General features: G+C 63.9%; 20 protein-coding genes. 12 read left to right on the forward strand and 8 right to left on the reverse strand.

Annotation, left to right across the window (positions count from 1 at the left end):
• The first annotated feature begins 3 nt into the window (after positions 1-3).
• Entirely contained in the window at positions 4-492 is a 489-nt protein-coding gene (cynS, locus tag AC24YW_RS14625) for a cyanase (protein ID WP_275514609.1), read from the forward strand.
• Between the two features lie 119 nt (positions 493-611).
• Here the strand turns inward: cynS and AC24YW_RS14630 are convergent, their stop codons facing one another.
• The gene (locus AC24YW_RS14630) at positions 612-935 is read right to left on the reverse strand and encodes a DUF1476 domain-containing protein (protein ID WP_172782947.1); all 324 of its coding nucleotides are present in this window, start codon (positions 933-935) and stop codon (positions 612-614) included.
• A 320-nt stretch (positions 936-1,255) separates the two neighbouring features.
• Here AC24YW_RS14630 and purC point away from each other — a divergent pair, with 320 nt between their 5' ends.
• Positions 1,256-2,023, forward strand: coding sequence for a phosphoribosylaminoimidazolesuccinocarboxamide synthase (purC, locus tag AC24YW_RS14635; protein WP_172782948.1), 768 nt, complete (start codon positions 1,256-1,258; stop codon positions 2,021-2,023).
• 15 nt (positions 2,024-2,038) lie between these two features.
• Entirely contained in the window at positions 2,039-2,278 is a 240-nt protein-coding gene (gene purS / locus AC24YW_RS14640) for a phosphoribosylformylglycinamidine synthase subunit PurS (RefSeq protein ID WP_014494125.1), read from the forward strand.
• A gap of 92 nt (positions 2,279-2,370) precedes the next feature.
• Here purS and AC24YW_RS14645 read toward each other — a convergent pair whose 3' ends face one another.
• Positions 2,371-3,387: a magnesium and cobalt transport protein CorA gene (locus AC24YW_RS14645; protein ID WP_487483406.1), complete on the reverse strand. Its 1,017-nt coding sequence runs from the start codon at positions 3,385-3,387 to the stop codon at positions 2,371-2,373.
• Between the two features lie 167 nt (positions 3,388-3,554).
• Between AC24YW_RS14645 and purQ the strand changes: the two genes are divergently transcribed.
• Together purQ and AC24YW_RS14655 are read left to right on the forward strand one after the other, a co-directional pair.
• Positions 3,555-4,256: a phosphoribosylformylglycinamidine synthase subunit PurQ gene (gene purQ, locus AC24YW_RS14650; protein WP_487483407.1), complete on the forward strand. Its 702-nt coding sequence runs from the start codon at positions 3,555-3,557 to the stop codon at positions 4,254-4,256.
• Positions 4,256-5,242, forward strand: coding sequence for a tripartite tricarboxylate transporter substrate binding protein BugD (locus tag AC24YW_RS14655; protein WP_487483800.1), 987 nt, complete (start codon positions 4,256-4,258; stop codon positions 5,240-5,242). Before purQ ends, AC24YW_RS14655 begins: the two co-directional genes overlap by 1 nt.
• Before the next feature lie 36 nt (positions 5,243-5,278).
• On the opposite strand, the gene AC24YW_RS14660 is transcribed toward AC24YW_RS14655, so the two are convergent.
• Positions 5,279-5,677, reverse strand: a complete 399-nt coding sequence (locus AC24YW_RS14660) for a RidA family protein (protein WP_487483408.1) — start codon at positions 5,675-5,677, stop codon at positions 5,279-5,281.
• Between the two features lie 137 nt (positions 5,678-5,814).
• Between AC24YW_RS14660 and AC24YW_RS14665 the strand changes: the two genes are divergently transcribed.
• The 3 genes from AC24YW_RS14665 (at position 5,815) to AC24YW_RS14675 (ending at position 7,869) form a co-directional block, all read left to right on the forward strand.
• A complete protein-coding gene (locus AC24YW_RS14665; RefSeq protein ID WP_487483409.1) occupies positions 5,815-6,420 on the forward strand; it encodes a TetR/AcrR family transcriptional regulator in 606 nt (201 codons plus the stop codon).
• A 146-nt stretch (positions 6,421-6,566) separates the two neighbouring features.
• Complete coding sequence (locus tag AC24YW_RS14670) at positions 6,567-7,304, forward strand: tetratricopeptide repeat protein (protein WP_487483410.1); 738 nt, start codon at positions 6,567-6,569, stop codon at positions 7,302-7,304.
• A 139-nt stretch (positions 7,305-7,443) separates the two neighbouring features.
• Positions 7,444-7,869, forward strand: a complete 426-nt coding sequence (locus AC24YW_RS14675; protein WP_487483411.1) for a GFA family protein — start codon at positions 7,444-7,446, stop codon at positions 7,867-7,869.
• 13 nt (positions 7,870-7,882) lie between these two features.
• Here the strand turns inward: AC24YW_RS14675 and AC24YW_RS14680 are convergent, their stop codons facing one another.
• Positions 7,883-8,848, reverse strand: a complete 966-nt coding sequence (locus tag AC24YW_RS14680) for a DMT family transporter (protein ID WP_487483412.1) — start codon at positions 8,846-8,848, stop codon at positions 7,883-7,885.
• 76 nt (positions 8,849-8,924) lie between these two features.
• Positions 8,925-9,404, reverse strand: a complete 480-nt coding sequence (locus tag AC24YW_RS14685; RefSeq protein WP_487483413.1) for a PaaI family thioesterase — start codon at positions 9,402-9,404, stop codon at positions 8,925-8,927.
• 187 nt (positions 9,405-9,591) lie between these two features.
• Here AC24YW_RS14685 and purL point away from each other — a divergent pair, with 187 nt between their 5' ends.
• Complete coding sequence (gene purL / locus AC24YW_RS14690) at positions 9,592-11,802, forward strand: phosphoribosylformylglycinamidine synthase subunit PurL (protein ID WP_487483414.1); 2,211 nt, start codon at positions 9,592-9,594, stop codon at positions 11,800-11,802.
• A 157-nt stretch (positions 11,803-11,959) separates the two neighbouring features.
• Here purL and AC24YW_RS14695 read toward each other — a convergent pair whose 3' ends face one another.
• Positions 11,960-13,147, reverse strand: a complete 1,188-nt coding sequence (locus AC24YW_RS14695; protein ID WP_487483415.1) for an acyltransferase family protein — start codon at positions 13,145-13,147, stop codon at positions 11,960-11,962.
• Between the two features lie 275 nt (positions 13,148-13,422).
• On the opposite strand from AC24YW_RS14695, the gene AC24YW_RS14700 reads away from it, so the two are divergent.
• A complete protein-coding gene (locus tag AC24YW_RS14700) occupies positions 13,423-13,596 on the forward strand; it encodes a DUF1328 domain-containing protein (protein WP_007612121.1) in 174 nt (57 codons plus the stop codon).
• Positions 13,597-13,691: 95 nt separating this feature from the next.
• Here the strand turns inward: AC24YW_RS14700 and AC24YW_RS14705 are convergent, their stop codons facing one another.
• The gene (locus tag AC24YW_RS14705; protein ID WP_487483416.1) at positions 13,692-14,051 is read right to left on the reverse strand and encodes a DUF427 domain-containing protein; all 360 of its coding nucleotides are present in this window, start codon (positions 14,049-14,051) and stop codon (positions 13,692-13,694) included.
• Between the two features lie 197 nt (positions 14,052-14,248).
• Here AC24YW_RS14705 and AC24YW_RS14710 point away from each other — a divergent pair, with 197 nt between their 5' ends.
• Positions 14,249-14,485, forward strand: coding sequence for a BolA family protein (locus tag AC24YW_RS14710; protein WP_011088461.1), 237 nt, complete (start codon positions 14,249-14,251; stop codon positions 14,483-14,485).
• Positions 14,486-14,526: 41 nt separating this feature from the next.
• Positions 14,527-15,720 carry a low temperature requirement protein A gene (locus tag AC24YW_RS14715; protein ID WP_487483417.1) on the forward strand — a complete coding sequence of 398 codons (1,194 nt, stop codon included), beginning with the start codon at positions 14,527-14,529 and terminating at the stop codon, positions 15,718-15,720.
• Between the two features lie 9 nt (positions 15,721-15,729).
• Here the strand turns inward: AC24YW_RS14715 and egtD are convergent, their stop codons facing one another.
• Positions 15,730-16,701 carry an L-histidine N(alpha)-methyltransferase gene (gene egtD, locus AC24YW_RS14720; protein WP_487483418.1) on the reverse strand — a complete coding sequence of 324 codons (972 nt, stop codon included), beginning with the start codon at positions 16,699-16,701 and terminating at the stop codon, positions 15,730-15,732.
• Between the last annotated feature and the right edge of the window lie 38 nt (positions 16,702-16,739).

Here is a 16,739-nt window from a genome sequence, read left to right on the forward strand (position 1 = left end):
AACATGAAGCGCGAAGACCTCACCGAAAAACTGCTCGACATCAAGCGCGAGAAGGGCTGGAGCTGGAAGCACATCTGCGAAAAGATCGGCGGCTATTCCGAGGTGCTGATCGTCGGTGCGATCATGGGCCAGATGAAGCTGACCAAGCCCCAGGCCGCCAATGCCGGCGAGCTGTTCGGCCTGTCGAAGGCGGAAGTTGCGATGCTCAACGAGGTGCCGATGCGCGGCACCGGCACGCCGATGCCGCCGACCGACCCGCTGATCTACCGCTTCTACGAGATGGTGATGGTGAACGGTCCGGCCTGGAAGGCGCTGATCGAGGAGGAGTTCGGCGACGGCATCATGTCGGCGATCGACTTCGACATGGGCATCGAGCGCGTCGCCAACCCCAAGGGCGACCGCGTCAAGATCACGATGAGCGGCAAGTTCCTGCCGTACAAATATTACGGCGCCAGCGGCAACGTGCCGGAGTATGGCTTCAAGGAGGGGTGATTTGGTTTTCCGTCATTCCGGACGCCGCGACAGCGGCGATCCGGAATCCCGAGATTCTCAGGTGCGCAAGGGCGCACCGTAGTTCGGTCCTACGGACCGCCCCGGAATGACACGTTGTCTCACTTCCCCGCCTTCACCTCGGCGGCGGCGACCGCGAGCAGCTCGCTCATCTTGGCGCGAATCGCCTGCTCGGTGACGGCGACGTTCTTGGCGGCGAAATCGGCCGTCAGCTTGCGCAGGACGTCGGCATCGCCGGCCTCCTCGAAATCGGCCGCGACCACCTCCTTGGCATAGGCGGTGGCGGCATCACCGGTGATGCCGAGCTTCTCGGCTGCCCACAGGCCGAGCAGCCGGTTGCGGCGGGCCTCCGCCTTGAACTTCTGCTCCTCGTCGAGGGCGTACTTCTTCTCGAAGCCTTCCTGGCGCTTATCGAACTCGCTCATACCTGTTCCAAATCCCTGCTGAATGGCGCGGGAGCCTTCCGTTGCGGCGACCCGGCTGCATGCCTACATAGATAGCACGAATCGGCAAAACAACGGGCCGTTAAGCCGCAGGCAAGATGGTATAAGTTGGTGCCGGACGGCCGGATCGATTGTGCTCGGACAGCCAATCGGATAGGTTGCCTAAGGTTTGGTTCCCGTTCTGTTTCCAAAGGGTTATGGATGGGTTCCCAGCCGTTCACGGCAGCTCCGCTGTGGGTCGTAATCCTAGTCAACCGGAGCACACCAAATTCATGGATTTCAACAAAACACGGTACATCCCCATGAGCCGTCGGCGTCGCATTTATGAAGGCAAGGCAAAGGTTCTCTACGAAGGCCCCGAGCCCGGTACCCTGATCCAGCACTTCAAGGACGACGCCACCGCGTTCAATGCGAAGAAGCATCAGGTGATCGAGGGCAAGGGCGTCCTCAACAACCGGATCTCGGAGTACCTGTTTCAGCACCTCAACGACATCGGGGTGCCGACCCATTTCATCCGCCGCCTCAACATGCGCGAGCAGCTGATTCGCGAGGTCGAGATCGTGCCGCTCGAGGTGGTGGTGCGGAACGTTGCCGCCGGCTCGCTGTCGCAGCGCCTCGGCATCGAGGAGGGCACGCAGCTGCCGCGCTCGATCATCGAGTTCTACTACAAGAACGACCAGCTCAACGACCCCATGGTGTCGGAAGAGCACATCACCGCCTTCGGCTGGGCGACGCCGCAGGAGATCGACGACATCATGGCGCTCGCCATCCGCGTCAACGATTTCCTCACCGGTCTCTTCCTCGGCATCGGCATCCGCCTCGTCGACTTCAAGATGGAGTGCGGGCGCCTGTTCGAGAACGAGATGATGCGCATCATCGTCGCCGACGAGATCTCGCCGGACAGCTGCCGTCTCTGGGACATCAAGTCGAACGAGAAGCTCGACAAGGATCGTTTCCGCAGGGATCTCGGCGGCCTGCTCGAGGCCTACACCGAAGTCGCAAAGCGCCTCGGCATCCTCATGGAGAACGAGCGTCCCCAGGGCACCGGCCCGGTGCTGGTGAAGAGCTGAGAGAGGACTTTTGACGTGAAGGCACGTGTCACCGTTACTCTGAAGACGGGCATCCTCGATCCGCAGGGCAAGGCCATCGAAGGCGCGCTGAAGTCGCTCGGCGTCGACGGCGTCGCAAGCGTCCGCCAGGGCAAGGTGTTCGACATCGAGCTCGCCGGCGCCGACAAGGCCAAGGCGGAAGCCGCACTGAAGGAAGCTGCCGACAAGCTACTGGCGAACACCGTGATCGAGAATTATCGGGTCGAGATCGTCTAGGCTGTCTCGTAGACCCTCATGGTGAGGAGCGCGAAGCGCGTCTCGAACCATGAGGGTCTATTAGTTGAGCTGCTGTTGGCTAAACGCTTTGCTCACAGCCACCCGACGCTGCGGAAACGCCAGTACAGCGACCCGCACGCCGTCAGCATCACGCCGAGCAGCATGAAGTAGCCGTACTCCCATTCCAGCTCCGGCATGTGCTTGAAGTTCATGCCGTAGATGCCGGCGAGCGCGGTCGGGACCGCGATGATGGCGAGCCAGGATGCGAGCTTCTTGGATACCGCCGTCTCCTGGGCCTGGCCGACGAGCAGGCTCGCCTCGAAGGCGAAGGCCAGCACCTCGCGCATGGAATCGATGCGCTCCTGGATGTTCCTGACGTGGTCGGTGACGTCGCGGAACAGCGGCTGCATGGACTTCCGAACCATCGACAGGTCGTCATGCTCCAGCCGGCGGCAGACCTCCACCAGCGGGCCGATCGCAGTCCTCAGCCGCAAGAGGTCGCGGCGCAGCATGTAGAGCCGCTCGATCTGCGCCTTGCTGATCTGCTTGGAGAGCACGTCGTCCTCGATGCCTTCGATCTCGTCGTGGATGCTCTCCAGCACGGGCGAGTAATTGTCGACGATGAAATCGAGGATGGCATAGAGGATGTAGTCCTCGCCGCGCGCGAGCGCCCGCGGGCAGCTCTCGCAGCGTTCGCGCACCGGCGTGTAGGAGGTCGAGGCGCCGTGGCGCACCGAGACCAGATAGCCTTCGCCGACGAAGATGTGGGTCTCGCCGAAGGCGATGCGTCCCTCGATCAATTGCGCGGTGCGCGCGACGATGAACAGGGCCTCGCCATATTGCTCGATCTTCGGCCGCTGATGGGCGTGGTTGGCGTCCTCGATGGCGAGGTCGTGCAGGTCGAACTGCTTCTGCACCGCGCCGAGCAGCGCCATGTCGGGCTCGTGCAGTCCGATCCACACGACATGGCCGGGCTTGGCTCGCCAGCTCGAGGCCTCGCTGATGGCGATATTGGCGACTCGGCGGCCGTCGACATAGGCGCCGGCGGCGACGACGCCCTCGGCGGATACCGGTTCGGAGAGGGATGCGGGCAGCGACGGGACGTTCATGGCTTCAATCCCGGGCAAAAGCGTTGGGAAAACGCCGTGGCTATGGCCTGTGTACAAGACCGTCCGGCAAGGCTAGCACTGGTAAAATCCCCGTCAAATGGCTATGTCTGTTCACGAATTGGCCCCTTGGCCAGCCTCAATTCTTAAGCCGCGTCGGAACCTCTGCCATGAAAGCCGCCATTCTCGTCTTTCCCGGAATCAACCGCGAGCGCGACATGGCGCGCGCGTTGAGGCTGATCTCCGGCAGCGAGCCTGCGATGGTCTGGCATGCCGAGACCTCGCTGCCATCGGGCACCGATCTCGTCGTCGTGCCCGGCGGCTTCTCCTACGGCGATTATCTACGCTGCGGCGCGATTGCGGCGCGCGCCCCGGTGATGGACGCGGTGCGCGACTATGCGGCCAAGGGCGGCCTCGTGCTCGGTGTCTGCAACGGGTTTCAGATCCTCTGCGAGTCCGGCCTGTTGCCGGGCGTGCTGATGCGCAATGCGCGGTTGAAATTCATCTGCCGCGACGTGCATCTGCGCGTCGAGCGCTCCGACACGCCGTTCACCCGCGGCTACAATGCCGGCCAGGTGATCCGCGTGCCGGTCGCCCATGGCGAGGGCAATTACGAGGCGGACGAAGAGACCATCAAGCGGCTCGAAGGTGAGGGCCGGGTGCTCTATCGCTACTGCTCCGCCGATGGCGTGGTCGACGAGGCCGCCAACATCAACGGCGCGGCGCATTCGATCGCCGGCATCGTCAACGACCGCGGCAACGTGCTTGGCATGATGCCGCATCCAGAAAACCACGTCGAAGACATCATGGGCTGCACCGATGGCCGCGGCCTGTTCGCCGGTCTCGCCCAGCACCTGGAAAAAGCCGCGTGATGTCGCTCGTCGTGAAGCGCGCTCTCGCCGCGGTCGCGGCGCTGGCGTTCGCGACATTTTCGACCGCGACTTGCGCATCCGCACAGGACTATCCCAAGCGTCCCATCACCATGATCGTGCCGTTCGCGGCCGGCGGCACCTCGGACGTGATCGCGCGCGCGGTGGCCGAGCAGATGGGGATTGCGCTCGGCCAGACCATTGTGATCGAGAACGTTGCCGGTGCCGGCGGCTCGACCGCGCTGGCGCGGGCCGCCCGCGCCGAGCCCGATGGGTATACGATTGCGATCGGCAATGCCGGCACCAATGCCGCGACCTACACGATCTATCCAAAACTGCCGTTCACGCCCGATTCCTTCGTGCCGATCGCGATGGTGGCGAAGACGTTCGGCATCATCGCGCTGCGCAAGGACTTTCCGGCCAAGGACCTCAAGGAGTTCATCGCCTATGCCAAGGCCAATCCGGGCAAGATCAATCTCGGCCATGCCGGCGTCGGCTCCTCCAACTATCTGATCTGCAAAGGCTTCGTCACGGCTGCCGGGATCGACGCGACGCTGGTCGGCTATCGCGGCGCCGCGCCGGCACTGACTGACGCGATCGGCGGCCAGATCGACGGCGTCTGCGATGCGGCCGCCTCGGTTTCCCAAGCGATCAACGATAAGCTGGTGAAAGGCCTCGTGGTCGGCTCGACCGTGCGGCTCGCCACGCTGCCGGATCTGCCGACCTCGGCCGAAGCGGGCCTGCCCGAATTCGAGGCGCAGGGCTGGAACGGCCTGTTCGCGCCCAAGGGCACGCCGCAGGCCGTCATCGCCAAGCTGAACGCCGCTGCGCGAACGGCGGTGGGAACGGACGCGGTGAAGAAGCGCTTCGCCGACCTGTCGACCGTCGCGCCTGATGCCGACGAGCACGCGCCCGACGTGCTGCAAAAGCTCGTGACGCGCGACGTCGAGAAGTACCGCAAGATGCTGGCGGACGACGCCAACAAGTAGCCTTGCCAGCGGCCGGCGTATGGCCGCGCCGAAGGCTTACTGAAGCACAGGAATCCGGGCGATGACCTTGATCTCGAAGTCGAAGCCGGCAAGCCAATTCACCCCGACGGCCGTCCAGTTCGGATAGGGCGGCTCGCCGATCTCCTCGGCGCGAACGGCCATCACCGTCTCGATCTGGCTCGCCGGATCGGTGTGGAACGTGGTGACGTCGACGACATCGTCCAACGTGCATCCACCAGCGGCGAGCACGGCACGCAAATTGGCGAATGCGCGGCGGACCTGGTCGTCGAACACCGGCTCGGGTGAGCCGTCCTCGCGGCTGCCGACCTGCCCCGACACGAACAGCAGGTCGCCGGAGCGGATCGCCGCGGAGTACCGATGCACTTGATAGAGCGCGTGGCGGTTTGCGGGGAAGATTGCCTCTCGCTGGGGCATGGCAGGAGCCTTTCAATCGGTAGATGGGGATGGATGGAACGTGGGCGCTCCATGGGTGGCGCGTCACGGCAATTTCAGATACGGTTCGTATGTGAGGTGTAGTTCACATACGGGGCGTATGTCAATAGGAACTGGGCATGGCAAAGGGAAAGCGCGCCGCGGCCATGGCGGAAAATCGGGCCAAGCTCATCCGCGCTGCGCGCGAAGCATTTGCCACGCAGGGTTATGCAGACGCGTCGATGGACGAGCTTACGGCCGCCGTCGGTCTGACGCGGGGCGCGCTGTATCACAACTTCGAAGACAAGAAGGGGCTGCTCTGGGCCGTCGTCGAGCAGATCGACGGTGAAATGGCGGAGCGGCTCCGCATCGCCCGCGAGCAAGCGCCCAGCCCGTGGCTGGGCCTGCTCGCGGAGGGAAGCGCCTATATCGAAATGGCGCTCGATCCCGAGATCCAACGCATCATGCTTCTGGATGGGCCTGCCGTGCTCGGCGATCCCTCCAAATGGCCCGGCGAGAACGCTTGTCTCGAGATCACCATGCGAACGATCCGTGGGCTGATCGAGGAGGAAATCGTGAAGCCGGTCGACGTCGAAGCGGCGGGGCGGTTGCTGAACGGGGCCGCGCTCAGCGCCGCCTTGTGGGTCGCGGCCGCCGACGATCCCAAGAGCGTGCTGAGCAAGGCCGTTGATGCGTTTCGAGCGCTGGCGAGTGGATTGCTACGCGAGGCTCGTGAACCTGCATAGGTTTTGCGGCGACTGACTCCTCGTCACCATCACTGCGCAGATACGGGTTCGCTGCTTCTTGCCGGTCGAGGCAACTCAAAGTTGTTTCATCGGTTCGATTGCGATATCAGGAGGCCGGCTCTGTCGTTGTGCTTTCCGGATGTCACATGCCCGTCGCTTTGGTCGTTCTGCTGCTCGATATCACGCTGATCTATCACGCCTCGCGAACCGGACGGTTGCGGCCCTGGGCCTTCATCATCCTGCTGGTGCCGCTGATGGGCGCGATTGCCTATATCGCGGTCGAGCTCATTCCCGAATGGTTTTCCAGCCCCGGTGCCCGGCAGGCGCGCCAGCGTGTCGCCAATCGCCTCGATCCCGAGAAGCGCTATCGCGAGCTGACCGACCGGCTGGCCGGCACCGACACCATCGCCAACCGCGCGGCGCTGGCGGAAGAGTGTGCGAATATCGGCCGGTTCGGCGAAGCTGAAGCGCATTATGATCACATCCTGAAGCTGCCGATGGGCCACGATCCCGCCTATGCGCTGCGCAGGGCGCAGGCGCAATTTGCCGCCAGCCGCCCGGCCGATGCGCTGGCGACGCTCGACGATCTGCAGAAGCAATGGCCCGACTTCGATTCCGCCGACGCGCATCTGCTCTACGCCCGCGCGCTCGCCGAGGTCGGACGTCTCGACGAGGCGCTGGAGGAATATCACGCGCTCGCCGGTTACTTCCCCGGCGCCGAGGCGCGGGTGCGGTACGGCATGCTGCTGCAAACGGTCGGCCGCACCGCAGAGGCGCGCATGGTCTTCAACGAGCTCCTGATCCAGATGCGCCGCGCGCCGAAATATCTGCGCAAGGCGCAGGCCGAGTGGCTGTCGATCGCGGAGAAGCAGTTGTCGGCGTGAGGAGGCCGGCCCGCGCGAGTTGTTTTGATGCCTTGGGCGATTCCTTTTGATTGTTCGGCCCACATTTGAGAGAACGTTCCTGCCCGTTGACGTCGCCAAGCGGCGTCGTCATTCGCAGCAACGCCAGGAAGCATGCAACATGGTGAGTGATACAAACGTCCGGGCTGGTCAGTGCCATTGCGGGGCGGTGCGTTTCGAGGCGTCGCTGAGCGACGGTTTCAATTCGATCCGCCGCTGCACCTGCTCTTACTGCCGGATGCGCGGTGCGGTCGTCGTCATGGCGGAGATGGGCGGCATCAAGTTCCTGGAGGGCGAGGATGCACTGACGAGCTACCGCTTCCATACCGGATCAGCGCAGCATTTCTTCTGTTCCCACTGCGGAATCTACACGCATCATCAGCGTCGATCGGACCAGAATCTGTATGCTGTCAACGTGGCTTGCCTTGATGGGGTAAGTCCGTTCGATTTTCCTGAGGTGCCCGTCATGGACGGTGTCAATCACACCAACGACACCGGCAAACCGACGCGCCGCGCGGGTACCCTCCGTTTTGTTCCGGCGGACTGAGCATCGCCATCGGCTAGCGCCACTTCAACCGCTCCGCAGGCACCGTCATCGCCGCGACGCCGGCCATGACCAGCAACAACCCCAGCGCCAGATTCGACGGCACGCTCTCGCCGAGCAGCAGCACGGATAAGCCGACGCCGATCGGGATGCGCAAATAGCCTTGGGCGTTGGTCGTCAGCGTGCCGAGGCGGCCGAGGCATATGTAGAACAGCATCAGGCCTAACGCGCTGGAGACGATGCCCATGACGATGGTGGCGATGATCGCCGTTGGTGTTGGCTGCAGCGTCCAGGGCTGGTCGATGAGCAGCGCGGGCGGCAAGAGCACGAGGCCGCCGAACAGCAGCGAGCCGGCCGCGACCACCATCGGATCGTATTCGGACAGGCGGAGGCCGAAGATCGTTGCGCAGGCAAAGGAGATGGTGGCGAGCAGGATGGCGATTTCGGCGATGATCTCGCTCCCGAAGCCGCGCAGCGCATCGAGGCCGACAATGGCGACGGTGCCGGCGAGTCCCAAAATCGCGCCAGCGAGCTTGAGCAGCGTCGCCGGCTCGTGCCGCGTGATCAGCGAGGTGATCAGGAAGGCAAAGATCGGCGTGGTCGAAGCCAGCACCACCGTGTTCGAGGCCGGCACATATTGCTGCGACCAGGTGATGATCAGGAACGGGAAGGTCGAGTTGATCAATTGCTGGGTCGCGAACAGCTTCCAGGCTTTTGCGTCGGTGGGGATCCTGGTGCCGCGCATCCACAGGATCGCGAACAGGAAGGCGGCGGCGATCAGCGAGCGCGCCGAGATGAAGGTGATGGGCGGGATCGTGGGAAGCGCCAGCTTGGTCAGCGGATAGGTCGAGCTCCAGCAGCAGGCGAGCGCAAGGAGCAGCGCATAGTCGCGCCAGCTGCGCGCACCTTGGGCGGGCATGGACGGCAATTGCGTTGATGCGGCCGCCGTCGCGCGACCCGCCTCGGATGTGCTCTGCGGCACCTTGTTGTTGCTCCCCGGCGCCAAAGCGCTTGCCGGGAAGTCTGGGCGAGGGCGCGCGAAAAGGGAAGGCGTCGAGCTATGCGTTTGGATGCGGGAGCGCCTTCCGCTTCATCCGCTTGATCGTGCCGGAAAAGGTGAGCAGCAGCCGATCGCCCGACATCATCTTGCCGCGCAGGAAGATCAGCGAACCGCCGGCGCGGCTCACCTCGCCGGTGCATTCGATCAGTTCGCCCTCGCGTGCCGCGTCGAGGAATTCGCAGGCGAAATTGGTCGTCACCGCCCGGCTGTCCAGGACATGGGTGGCGATCGCGAACAGCGAATAGTCGGCGAAGGCCATGTAGCAGCCGCCATGGACGTTCCCGGAGCCGTTGAGGTGCTTCTTCTCGACCCGGAAGGCGCAGCGGACGCTGCCGTCCGCCTCGATCCGGTGCCAGAACGGGCCGACATGGGACTCGAAACTGTCGCGAATCCAGGTCCGCCAGCCGACAAATTCGCCCTCGGTGGCGATGTGGAGGTCGGGGCGGCGGGGCGGGGGCGCTTTGGTCAATTCGTGCAAGGAAATAGGCCTTCAATTGCGGGTCTCTAGACCTTAAATCCGATCCGACCGCGCCGTGCAATTCCCGTTCCCGCCGGCCCTGCCGGCGCAAAACGTGGGACAGCGGGAAAATGCGCCATAAAGGGCTTTTCGAAGCCGTCCGATGTTCCTAAGAACGGCCAAACCGCCGCCGAAAGCCTCTGAAGCCATGAAGAACGAACCCAAGATCACCCCCGAGCTGGTTGCCGCCCACGGGCTCAAGCCCGACGAGTACGAGCGCATCCTGAAGCTGATCGGGCGGGAGCCGACCTTCACCGAGCTCGGCATCTTCTCGGCGATGTGGAACGAGCATTGCTCGTACAAATCCTCGCGCATCCATCTGCGCGGCCTGCCGACCAAGGCACCCTGGGTGATCCAGGGCCCCGGCGAGAATGCCGGCGTGATCGACATCGGCGACGGCCAGGCCGTGGTCTTCAAGATGGAGAGCCACAACCATCCGAGCTATATCGAGCCTTACCAGGGCGCGACCACCGGCGTCGGCGGCATCCTGCGCGACGTCTTCACCATGGGCGCGCGGCCGATCGCCTGCCTCAACGCGCTGAGCTTCGGCGCGCCCGAGCACCCGAAGACGCGGCATCTGGTCTCCGGCGTGGTGGCGGGCGTCGGCGGCTACGGCAATTCCTTCGGCGTGCCGACGGTGGGTGGCCAGGTGCGCTTCCACACCCGCTACGACGGCAACATCCTTGTCAACGCGATGGCGGTGGGCCTCGCCGACGCCGACAAGATCTTCTATGCGGCGGCCTCCGGCGTGAACATGCCGATTGTTTATCTGGGCTCCAAGACCGGCCGCGACGGCATCCACGGCGCCTCGATGGCCTCGGCCGAGTTCGACGACAAGTCCGAGGAGAAGCGCCCGACCGTTCAGGTCGGGGATCCCTTCGCCGAGAAGCTGCTGTTAGAGGCGTGCCTCGAGATCATGGACAAGGGCTGTGTCATCGCGATCCAGGACATGGGCGCGGCCGGCCTGACCTGTTCGGCGGTGGAGATGGGCGCCAAGGGCGATCTCGGCGTCGACCTCGACCTCGATGCGGTGCCGACCCGCGAGACCGGCATGAGCGCCTACGAGATGATGCTCTCGGAGAGCCAGGAGCGCATGCTCATGGTGCTCAAGCCCGAGAAGGAAAAAGAAGCCGAGGCGATCTTCAAGAAGTGGGGTCTCGACTTCGCCGTGGTCGGCTACACCACGCCGAGCAAGCGTTTCGTGGTCAAGCATGGCGGCGACGTCATGGCCGATTTGCCGATCAAGGAGCTCGGCGACGAGGCGCCGGTCTATGACCGCCCGCACGTCCCGTCCGCCGCGCTGCCGGTCGTGCACGCCCGCGAGGTGCCGGCGCCGATGGGGCTCGGGGCTGCGTTGGAGAAGCTGATCGGCACGCCGGACATGTGCTCCAAGCGCTGGGTCTGGGAGCAGTACGACCACGTCATCCTCGGCAACACCATGCAGCGTCCCGGTGGCGACGCCGCCGTCGTGCGCGTTGAGGACGGGCCGAAGGGCCTGGCGCTCACCGTCGACGTCACGCCGCGCTATTGCGAGGCCGATCCTTATCAAGGCGGGATGCAGGCGGTCGCGGAAGCCTGGCGCAACATCACCGCGGTCGGCGGCAAGCCGCTCGCGATCACCGACAATCTCAATTTTGGCAACCCTGAACGGCCCGAGATCATGGGCCAGTTCGTCGGCTGCCTGAAGGGCATCTCGGAAGCCTGCCGCACGCTCGACTTCCCGGTCGTCTCCGGCAACGTCTCGCTCTACAACGAGACCAACGGCCGCGCGATCCTGCCGACGCCCTCGATCGGCGGTGTCGGCCTGCTCGACGATTTCACCAAATCGGCGTCGCTCGCCTTCAAGGCCGAGGGCGAGGCCATCCTCCTGATCGGCGAGACCCATGGCTGGCTCGGCCAGTCCGTCTATCTGCGGGACATCTGCGGCCGCGAGGAGGGGGCGCCGCCGCCGGTCGATCTCGCCGCCGAGAAGCGCAACGGCGATTGCGTGCGCGGCATGATCCATGCGGGCACCGCCACCGCCGTGCATGACCTCTCCGACGGCGGCCTCCTGATCGCGCTGGCCGAGATGGCGATGGCGGGCGGCATCGGCGCCAAGCTGCTGGCGGCGCCGACCGCGCTGGTGCCGCAGGCCTATTGGTTCGGCGAGGACCAGGCGCGCTATCTCGTCACCGTGCCGGAAACCGAAGCCGGCCGCGTGCTCGCCAAGATGCGCGGCTGCGAGGTGCCCTGCGTGCGGATCGGCACCACCGGCGGCGATGCCATCGCGATCGCGGGCGAGGCGCCGGTTGCGATCGACACGCTGCGGGCCTCGTTCGAGCGCTGGCTGCCGGAGTACATGGGCGGGAAGGCGGCCTGAACCTCCGCCACACACTCCGTCATTGCGAGCCAATGGGTCCGCGCGAAGCGCGGCCCGACGACAGGCTCCGCGAAGCAATCCAGAGTCTCTCCGCGGAAAGATTCTGGATTGCTTCGTCGCAAGGGCTCCTCGCAATGACGCGTGGAGAGACCGCGCGTCACAACACGCGTGACGCGCCCGGGATCTGCCGCAAGGCGCGCGTCAGCGCCCAGCTCGCTGCGACGGTCAGTACAAACCCGATCGCGGCCTTGACGATCGCCGGCAGGTCATAGTCGAACAGCCAGTATTGCAGCCACAGTGCGATCGGATAGTGCACCAGGAACATGCCGAACGCGTCGCCCTGCATTGGATCGAGCAGCCGGGCCGAGCCTGATTGCTTGAACCTCTGAAAGAAGGCCAGGATCAGAAACATGACGGCCACGCTGAAGACCGTGAAGCAGATCGCATAGAGCGCTTCATACCAGTCCGGCAGAGGCGACGGGTTGCCCAGGATTTCGCGCTTGATGAAGATCAGCGCCCACAACAGGCAATACGGAACGATCGCCAGCACCATCCAGTCCCAGCTGACCCCTGCCATGCGGCCGTCGACAGCGAGCAGCCCACGATCCATTTGCGCAACGCCGATGCCCGCACCGAAAAAGAAATAGGTCGCGTACAGCATCACGCGCCCGTGCTGGACCGAGAACGGCCCGAACTCGAACCAGCTGCTGTGTCCGTAGTGGACCAGCCCGGGAATGTAGAACGCCGCGGTGACGGCCAGCATGACCGCGAAGAACACGGCGGGCCGGCGCCGACCATGCAGCGAGAGGCGATTGATCGGATCGAGCAGATTGGGTGACAACCGGTACAAAAGGCAGGCAACCAGGTCGAAGGCGAACAAGACCCAGAGGAACCAGATCGGCCCGCTCGGCCACGGACCTTTCGTGACCATATTCCACCAGAATTCCGCAAAGCCGATCTCGGGATGCTGCCGCAGGGAGATCGCGTAATAGGCGAGCGGAATGACGGTAAGAGCGCAGATCGCGAAGGGTAAGCCGAGCCGAAGCAGGCGATCTGCCAAATAACTCCGGACCCCCTTCCGGGCGATGCCGGACCAGGCGAACAGTCCCGACAGGAAGAAGAACATCGCCATGAAGAAACTGTCGGTGGCGAGCACGACCATGTCGAAGCCGAAGAAATAGGTCGGATCGGTATGGCCGAAATAGGTATAGGGAATCACCGCGTGATGCAGCAGCACCACCAAAGTGAGGAAGGTGCGGGCGCGATCAATCGCCAAATTGCGCACCTTGCTCTTTGGCGCGGCCTGCACCTCCGCGCCGATCGTCGCTGAATGTGACATCGTCATCGTGGCCGTCCCGATCCTGATTCCGGCTGGACTGTGCCGCCGGGAACTCGATTCAGCAAGCGCAGTTTGTTCTCGCAGGTCGCCCCGAGGACTTCTAAAGCGCGATGCGGTTAGGATGAATCGTCATCGTGCTTTAGGTTATTGTTGAGCATGATCTTTTCGGAACACCGCTACGCACTTTTCCGGATCATGCTCTAGGAACCAGTTCCTCGCAGCGATGTTAGCGTTCGCCGAAAACAGCGTAGGCCGTGAGACGGGGCAATTCGGAGCTGGCAATGACAATCCTGAAATGGGCGCTGATCTTCCTGCTTGTGTCGATCGTGGCCGGCGTGCTCGGCTTCACCGGCATCTCGGCCGCCTCGGCCGACATCGCCCGCTTCCTGTTCTACGTGTTCGTCGTGATCTTCCTGGTGCTGCTGATATTGGGACTCACGATCTTCAGGGCGTAGCTGTTTTCCTTTCGTCATTCCGGGGCGGTCCGAAGGACCGAACCCGGAATCTCGAGATGGTCCTTCGGACCATCCCGGAATGACGTGGCTCTAAACTACCCCACTTCCTCGATCTTGACCTTGTCCGGATAGAACGCGAGATGGCCTGAAATTTCCGTCATCGCGGGGAAGGGCGTCTCGTACGTCCAGATCGCGTTGTCCAGCGTCCTGCCGTCGGCCTTGACGCTGTAATAGTTCGCGTCCCCCTTGTAGGGGCAATGGGTGATACGGTCGGTGCGCTCCAACAGGGCCATGTTGGCGTCCTCCCGCGGCACATATTGCACTGCCGGATATCTGGCTTCCTTCAAGGTCAGCGCCTTGCTGGTCTCGGCGATCACGATGTCGCCCGCGGTGACACGGACCCGCCGGGGGTTTGGGGTGATGGTGATGGGGTGGTCGGGCCCGGGAAGCTTCATGATGTCACGCCTTTTCGATCAATCTGCCGCGCGCGGCACTTTGTCGTGCCTTTATCCTGGTGGGATCACGGATATAGTGCCGGAAAGCGTGACGTAGAAGGCCGTTCACGCTAAGTTTGACCTTGCCGGCGAGGGGACCCCCGGCAGCGATTCGATGATGAGGCTGCTTTGCAGCCGAGATAAGGAGCAAGACCCGAATGCCCATGGACGCCCACGATATCGAGGCGATGATCAAGGCAGCGATCCCCGATGCCGAGGTGACCATCCGTGACCTCGCCGGCGACGGCGACCACTATGCCGCGACCGTGATCTCGGAATCCTTCCGTGGCAAGTCGCGCGTCCAGCAGCACCAGATCGTCTACCAATCCCTGCGCGGCCAGATGGGCGGCGTGCTGCATGCGCTGGCGCTGCAAACCGGCGTGCCAGGTACCTGAAGAAGCTGCACCTGACCTGACCAGCGCCACGGGGGACGATGATGGCTGCGGACAATGCGCACGGCGCGATGTTTCGCGTTATCACGCCGAACCAGCACAGCCGCGTCACCTATGTTGAGCTGTTCTTCGACCTCGTCTTCGTCTTCGCCGTCACACAGATCTCGCACACGCTGCTGCACCATTTCACGCTGCTCGGCGCGGTGCACGTTGCGGTGCTGTTTCTCGCGGTGTGGTGGGTCTGGGTCTTTACCGCTTGGGTCACCAACTGGCTCAATCCCGATCTGACGCCGGTCCGGCTCCTGCTGTTTGCGATGATGCTGGGCGGCCTCGTGCTGTCGACCACGATCCCGACCGCCTTCGAGGGGCGTGGCCTGTGGTTCGCGATTGCCTATGCGGCCATGCAGGTCGGACGGACCGTGTTCTGGCTGCTCGCAACGCCGGCGCACCGGACCCTGGTGCGGCACAACGCGATCCGCATCCTGGTCTGGCTCTCCGTCTCCGCGATCTTCTGGATCCTCGGCGGCCTCGCCCATGACGATTCACGGTTGTGGTTCTGGATCGCCGCCCTGACGATTGAATACATCTCGCCCGCGGCCCGCTTCTGGGTCGCCGGGCTCGGCTTCTCCTCTGTCGAGGCCTGGGCCGTCGAGGGCGGCCACATGGCCGAGCGCTGCGCTCTCTTCGTCATCATTGCGCTCGGCGAGGCCGTCATCGTCAACGGCGCGACCTTCGCCGCGCTGGAATGGACCGCGGCCAACATCATGGCCTTCGTCTCGGCCCTGGTCGGTGCCATCGCAATGTGGTGGGTCTATTTCCACAAGGGCGCGGAAGCCGGCGCCGAGTGGATCTCGAAGTCGACCGAATCCGGGCGCCTGGCAAGGCTCGCCTACACTTATCTGCACCTGCCGATCGTTGCCGGCGTCATCCTGACCGCGGTGTCGGACGAATTGGTGCTGAAGCATCCGACCGGCCATTCCGACATGCGGACGGTTTTGAGCACGATCGGCGGCCCGCTGCTGTTTCTGGTCGGCACCATCCTGTTCAAGCACTCGGTCCGCGGCTTCCTTCAGCTCTCGCACGGTATCGGCATCATCCTGCTATTGGTGCTGTGGTGGTTCGCGTCGGAACTGTCGCCGCTGTGGCTGTCGATGGCGACGAGCGCGATCATGATCGTGGTGGCGGTGTGGGAGTCGATGTCCCTGGGATCGCAAGTGGAGGAGGCCGGGGAGCATTGAAGCCGGCTCTTACTCCGCGACCTCCAGCGCGTGCACCGAGAACATCTTCGCCGCATCCGTCCAGCTCTCGCGCACGCGCCAGCCCGCGCCTTGCGCCAGCGCCGCGAAGCGCTCGATGCTGTATTTGTAGCTGTTCTCGGTGTGGATGCTCTCGCCGGGCTTGAACGAGAAGCTGGTGCCGAGCAGGCGCACGGTCTGGCTCTTCTTGCTGATCAGGTGCATCTCGATGCGGTGCCGCTCGCGGTTGTAGATCGCGCGATGGGTGAACGCGGAGAGATCGAAATTGCCGCCGAGCTCGCGGTTGATGCGCACCAGCACATTGAGGTTGAAGCGCGCGGTGACGCCGGCCGCATCGTTATAGGCGTCGAAGAGGATCCGCTCGTCCTTCTCGAGATCGGCGCCGATGATCATCTGCGCGCCCTTGCCGAGGATCTGGCGCGCGCTCCTCAGGAAGGCCTGCGCCTCCTGCGGCTCGAAATTGCCGATGGTCGAGCCCGGGAAGAAGCCGACCTTGGGCATGGAGGCGACCGCCTTGGGCAGCTCGAACGGCGTGGTGAAGTCGGCCGCGACCGGATAGATGCCGAGCGAGGGGAAATCCCGCTTCAGGCCGCTCGCCTGTGCCTTCAGGAAGTCGCCGGAGATGTCGACGGGCACGTAGGCCGCGAATTTGCAATGATCGAGCAGCAGGCGCACCTTCGTGGTCGCGCCGGCACCGAACTCGACCAGCGCGGCGTGCTCCGGGATGATGTTTGCGATCTCGCTACCGCGCTCCTTCAGGATCGCCAGCTCGGTGCGCGTCGGATAATATTCCGGCAGCTTCGTGATCGCCTCGAACAGCTCCGATCCGGTCGCGTCATAGAAATATTTCGGCGACAGCTTTTTCGGCTGCTGCGAGAGGTCCTCGATGGCCTCGCGGGCAAAAGCGGTGGTCTGCTCGTCGGGAAGATGGGCTTCGGCCAAAGCGCTGGCGTGCACATTCATGATACTCTCCTGAACGCGCTGTCCGGCGCGCATCTGTC

The sequence above is a fragment of the Bradyrhizobium sp. USDA3516 genome (genome assembly GCF_057651995.1).

What these genes read in the sequence shown, in the direction of transcription:
- AC24YW_RS14655 (WP_487483800.1), top strand. Translation starts at nt 4,256, where the DNA reads ATGTCGCTCGTCGTGAAGCGCGCTCTCGCCGCGGTCGCGGCGCTGGCG.
- AC24YW_RS14675 (WP_487483411.1), top strand. Translation starts at nt 7,444, where the DNA reads ATGGTGAGTGATACAAACGTCCGGGCTGGTCAGTGCCATTGCGGGGCG.
- purC (WP_172782948.1), top strand. Translation starts at nt 1,256, where the DNA reads ATGAGCCGTCGGCGTCGCATTTATGAAGGCAAGGCAAAGGTTCTCTAC.
- AC24YW_RS14665 (WP_487483409.1), top strand. Translation starts at nt 5,815, where the DNA reads ATGGCAAAGGGAAAGCGCGCCGCGGCCATGGCGGAAAATCGGGCCAAG.
- purQ (WP_487483407.1), top strand. Translation starts at nt 3,555, where the DNA reads ATGAAAGCCGCCATTCTCGTCTTTCCCGGAATCAACCGCGAGCGCGAC.
- AC24YW_RS14700 (WP_007612121.1), top strand. Translation starts at nt 13,423, where the DNA reads ATGACAATCCTGAAATGGGCGCTGATCTTCCTGCTTGTGTCGATCGTG.
- cynS (WP_275514609.1), top strand. Translation starts at nt 4, where the DNA reads ATGAAGCGCGAAGACCTCACCGAAAAACTGCTCGACATCAAGCGCGAG.
- AC24YW_RS14710 (WP_011088461.1), top strand. Translation starts at nt 14,249, where the DNA reads ATGCCCATGGACGCCCACGATATCGAGGCGATGATCAAGGCAGCGATC.
- AC24YW_RS14630 (WP_172782947.1), bottom strand. Translation starts at nt 935, where the DNA reads ATGAGCGAGTTCGATAAGCGCCAGGAAGGCTTCGAGAAGAAGTACGCC.
- AC24YW_RS14670 (WP_487483410.1), top strand. Translation starts at nt 6,567, where the DNA reads ATGCCCGTCGCTTTGGTCGTTCTGCTGCTCGATATCACGCTGATCTAT.
- AC24YW_RS14715 (WP_487483417.1), top strand. Translation starts at nt 14,527, where the DNA reads ATGGCTGCGGACAATGCGCACGGCGCGATGTTTCGCGTTATCACGCCG.
- AC24YW_RS14660 (WP_487483408.1), bottom strand. Translation starts at nt 5,677, where the DNA reads ATGCCCCAGCGAGAGGCAATCTTCCCCGCAAACCGCCACGCGCTCTAT.
- egtD (WP_487483418.1), bottom strand. Translation starts at nt 16,701, where the DNA reads ATGAATGTGCACGCCAGCGCTTTGGCCGAAGCCCATCTTCCCGACGAG.
- AC24YW_RS14645 (WP_487483406.1), bottom strand. Translation starts at nt 3,387, where the DNA reads ATGAACGTCCCGTCGCTGCCCGCATCCCTCTCCGAACCGGTATCCGCC.
- AC24YW_RS14705 (WP_487483416.1), bottom strand. Translation starts at nt 14,051, where the DNA reads ATGAAGCTTCCCGGGCCCGACCACCCCATCACCATCACCCCAAACCCC.
- purL (WP_487483414.1), top strand. Translation starts at nt 9,592, where the DNA reads ATGAAGAACGAACCCAAGATCACCCCCGAGCTGGTTGCCGCCCACGGG.
- AC24YW_RS14695 (WP_487483415.1), bottom strand. Translation starts at nt 13,147, where the DNA reads ATGACGATGTCACATTCAGCGACGATCGGCGCGGAGGTGCAGGCCGCG.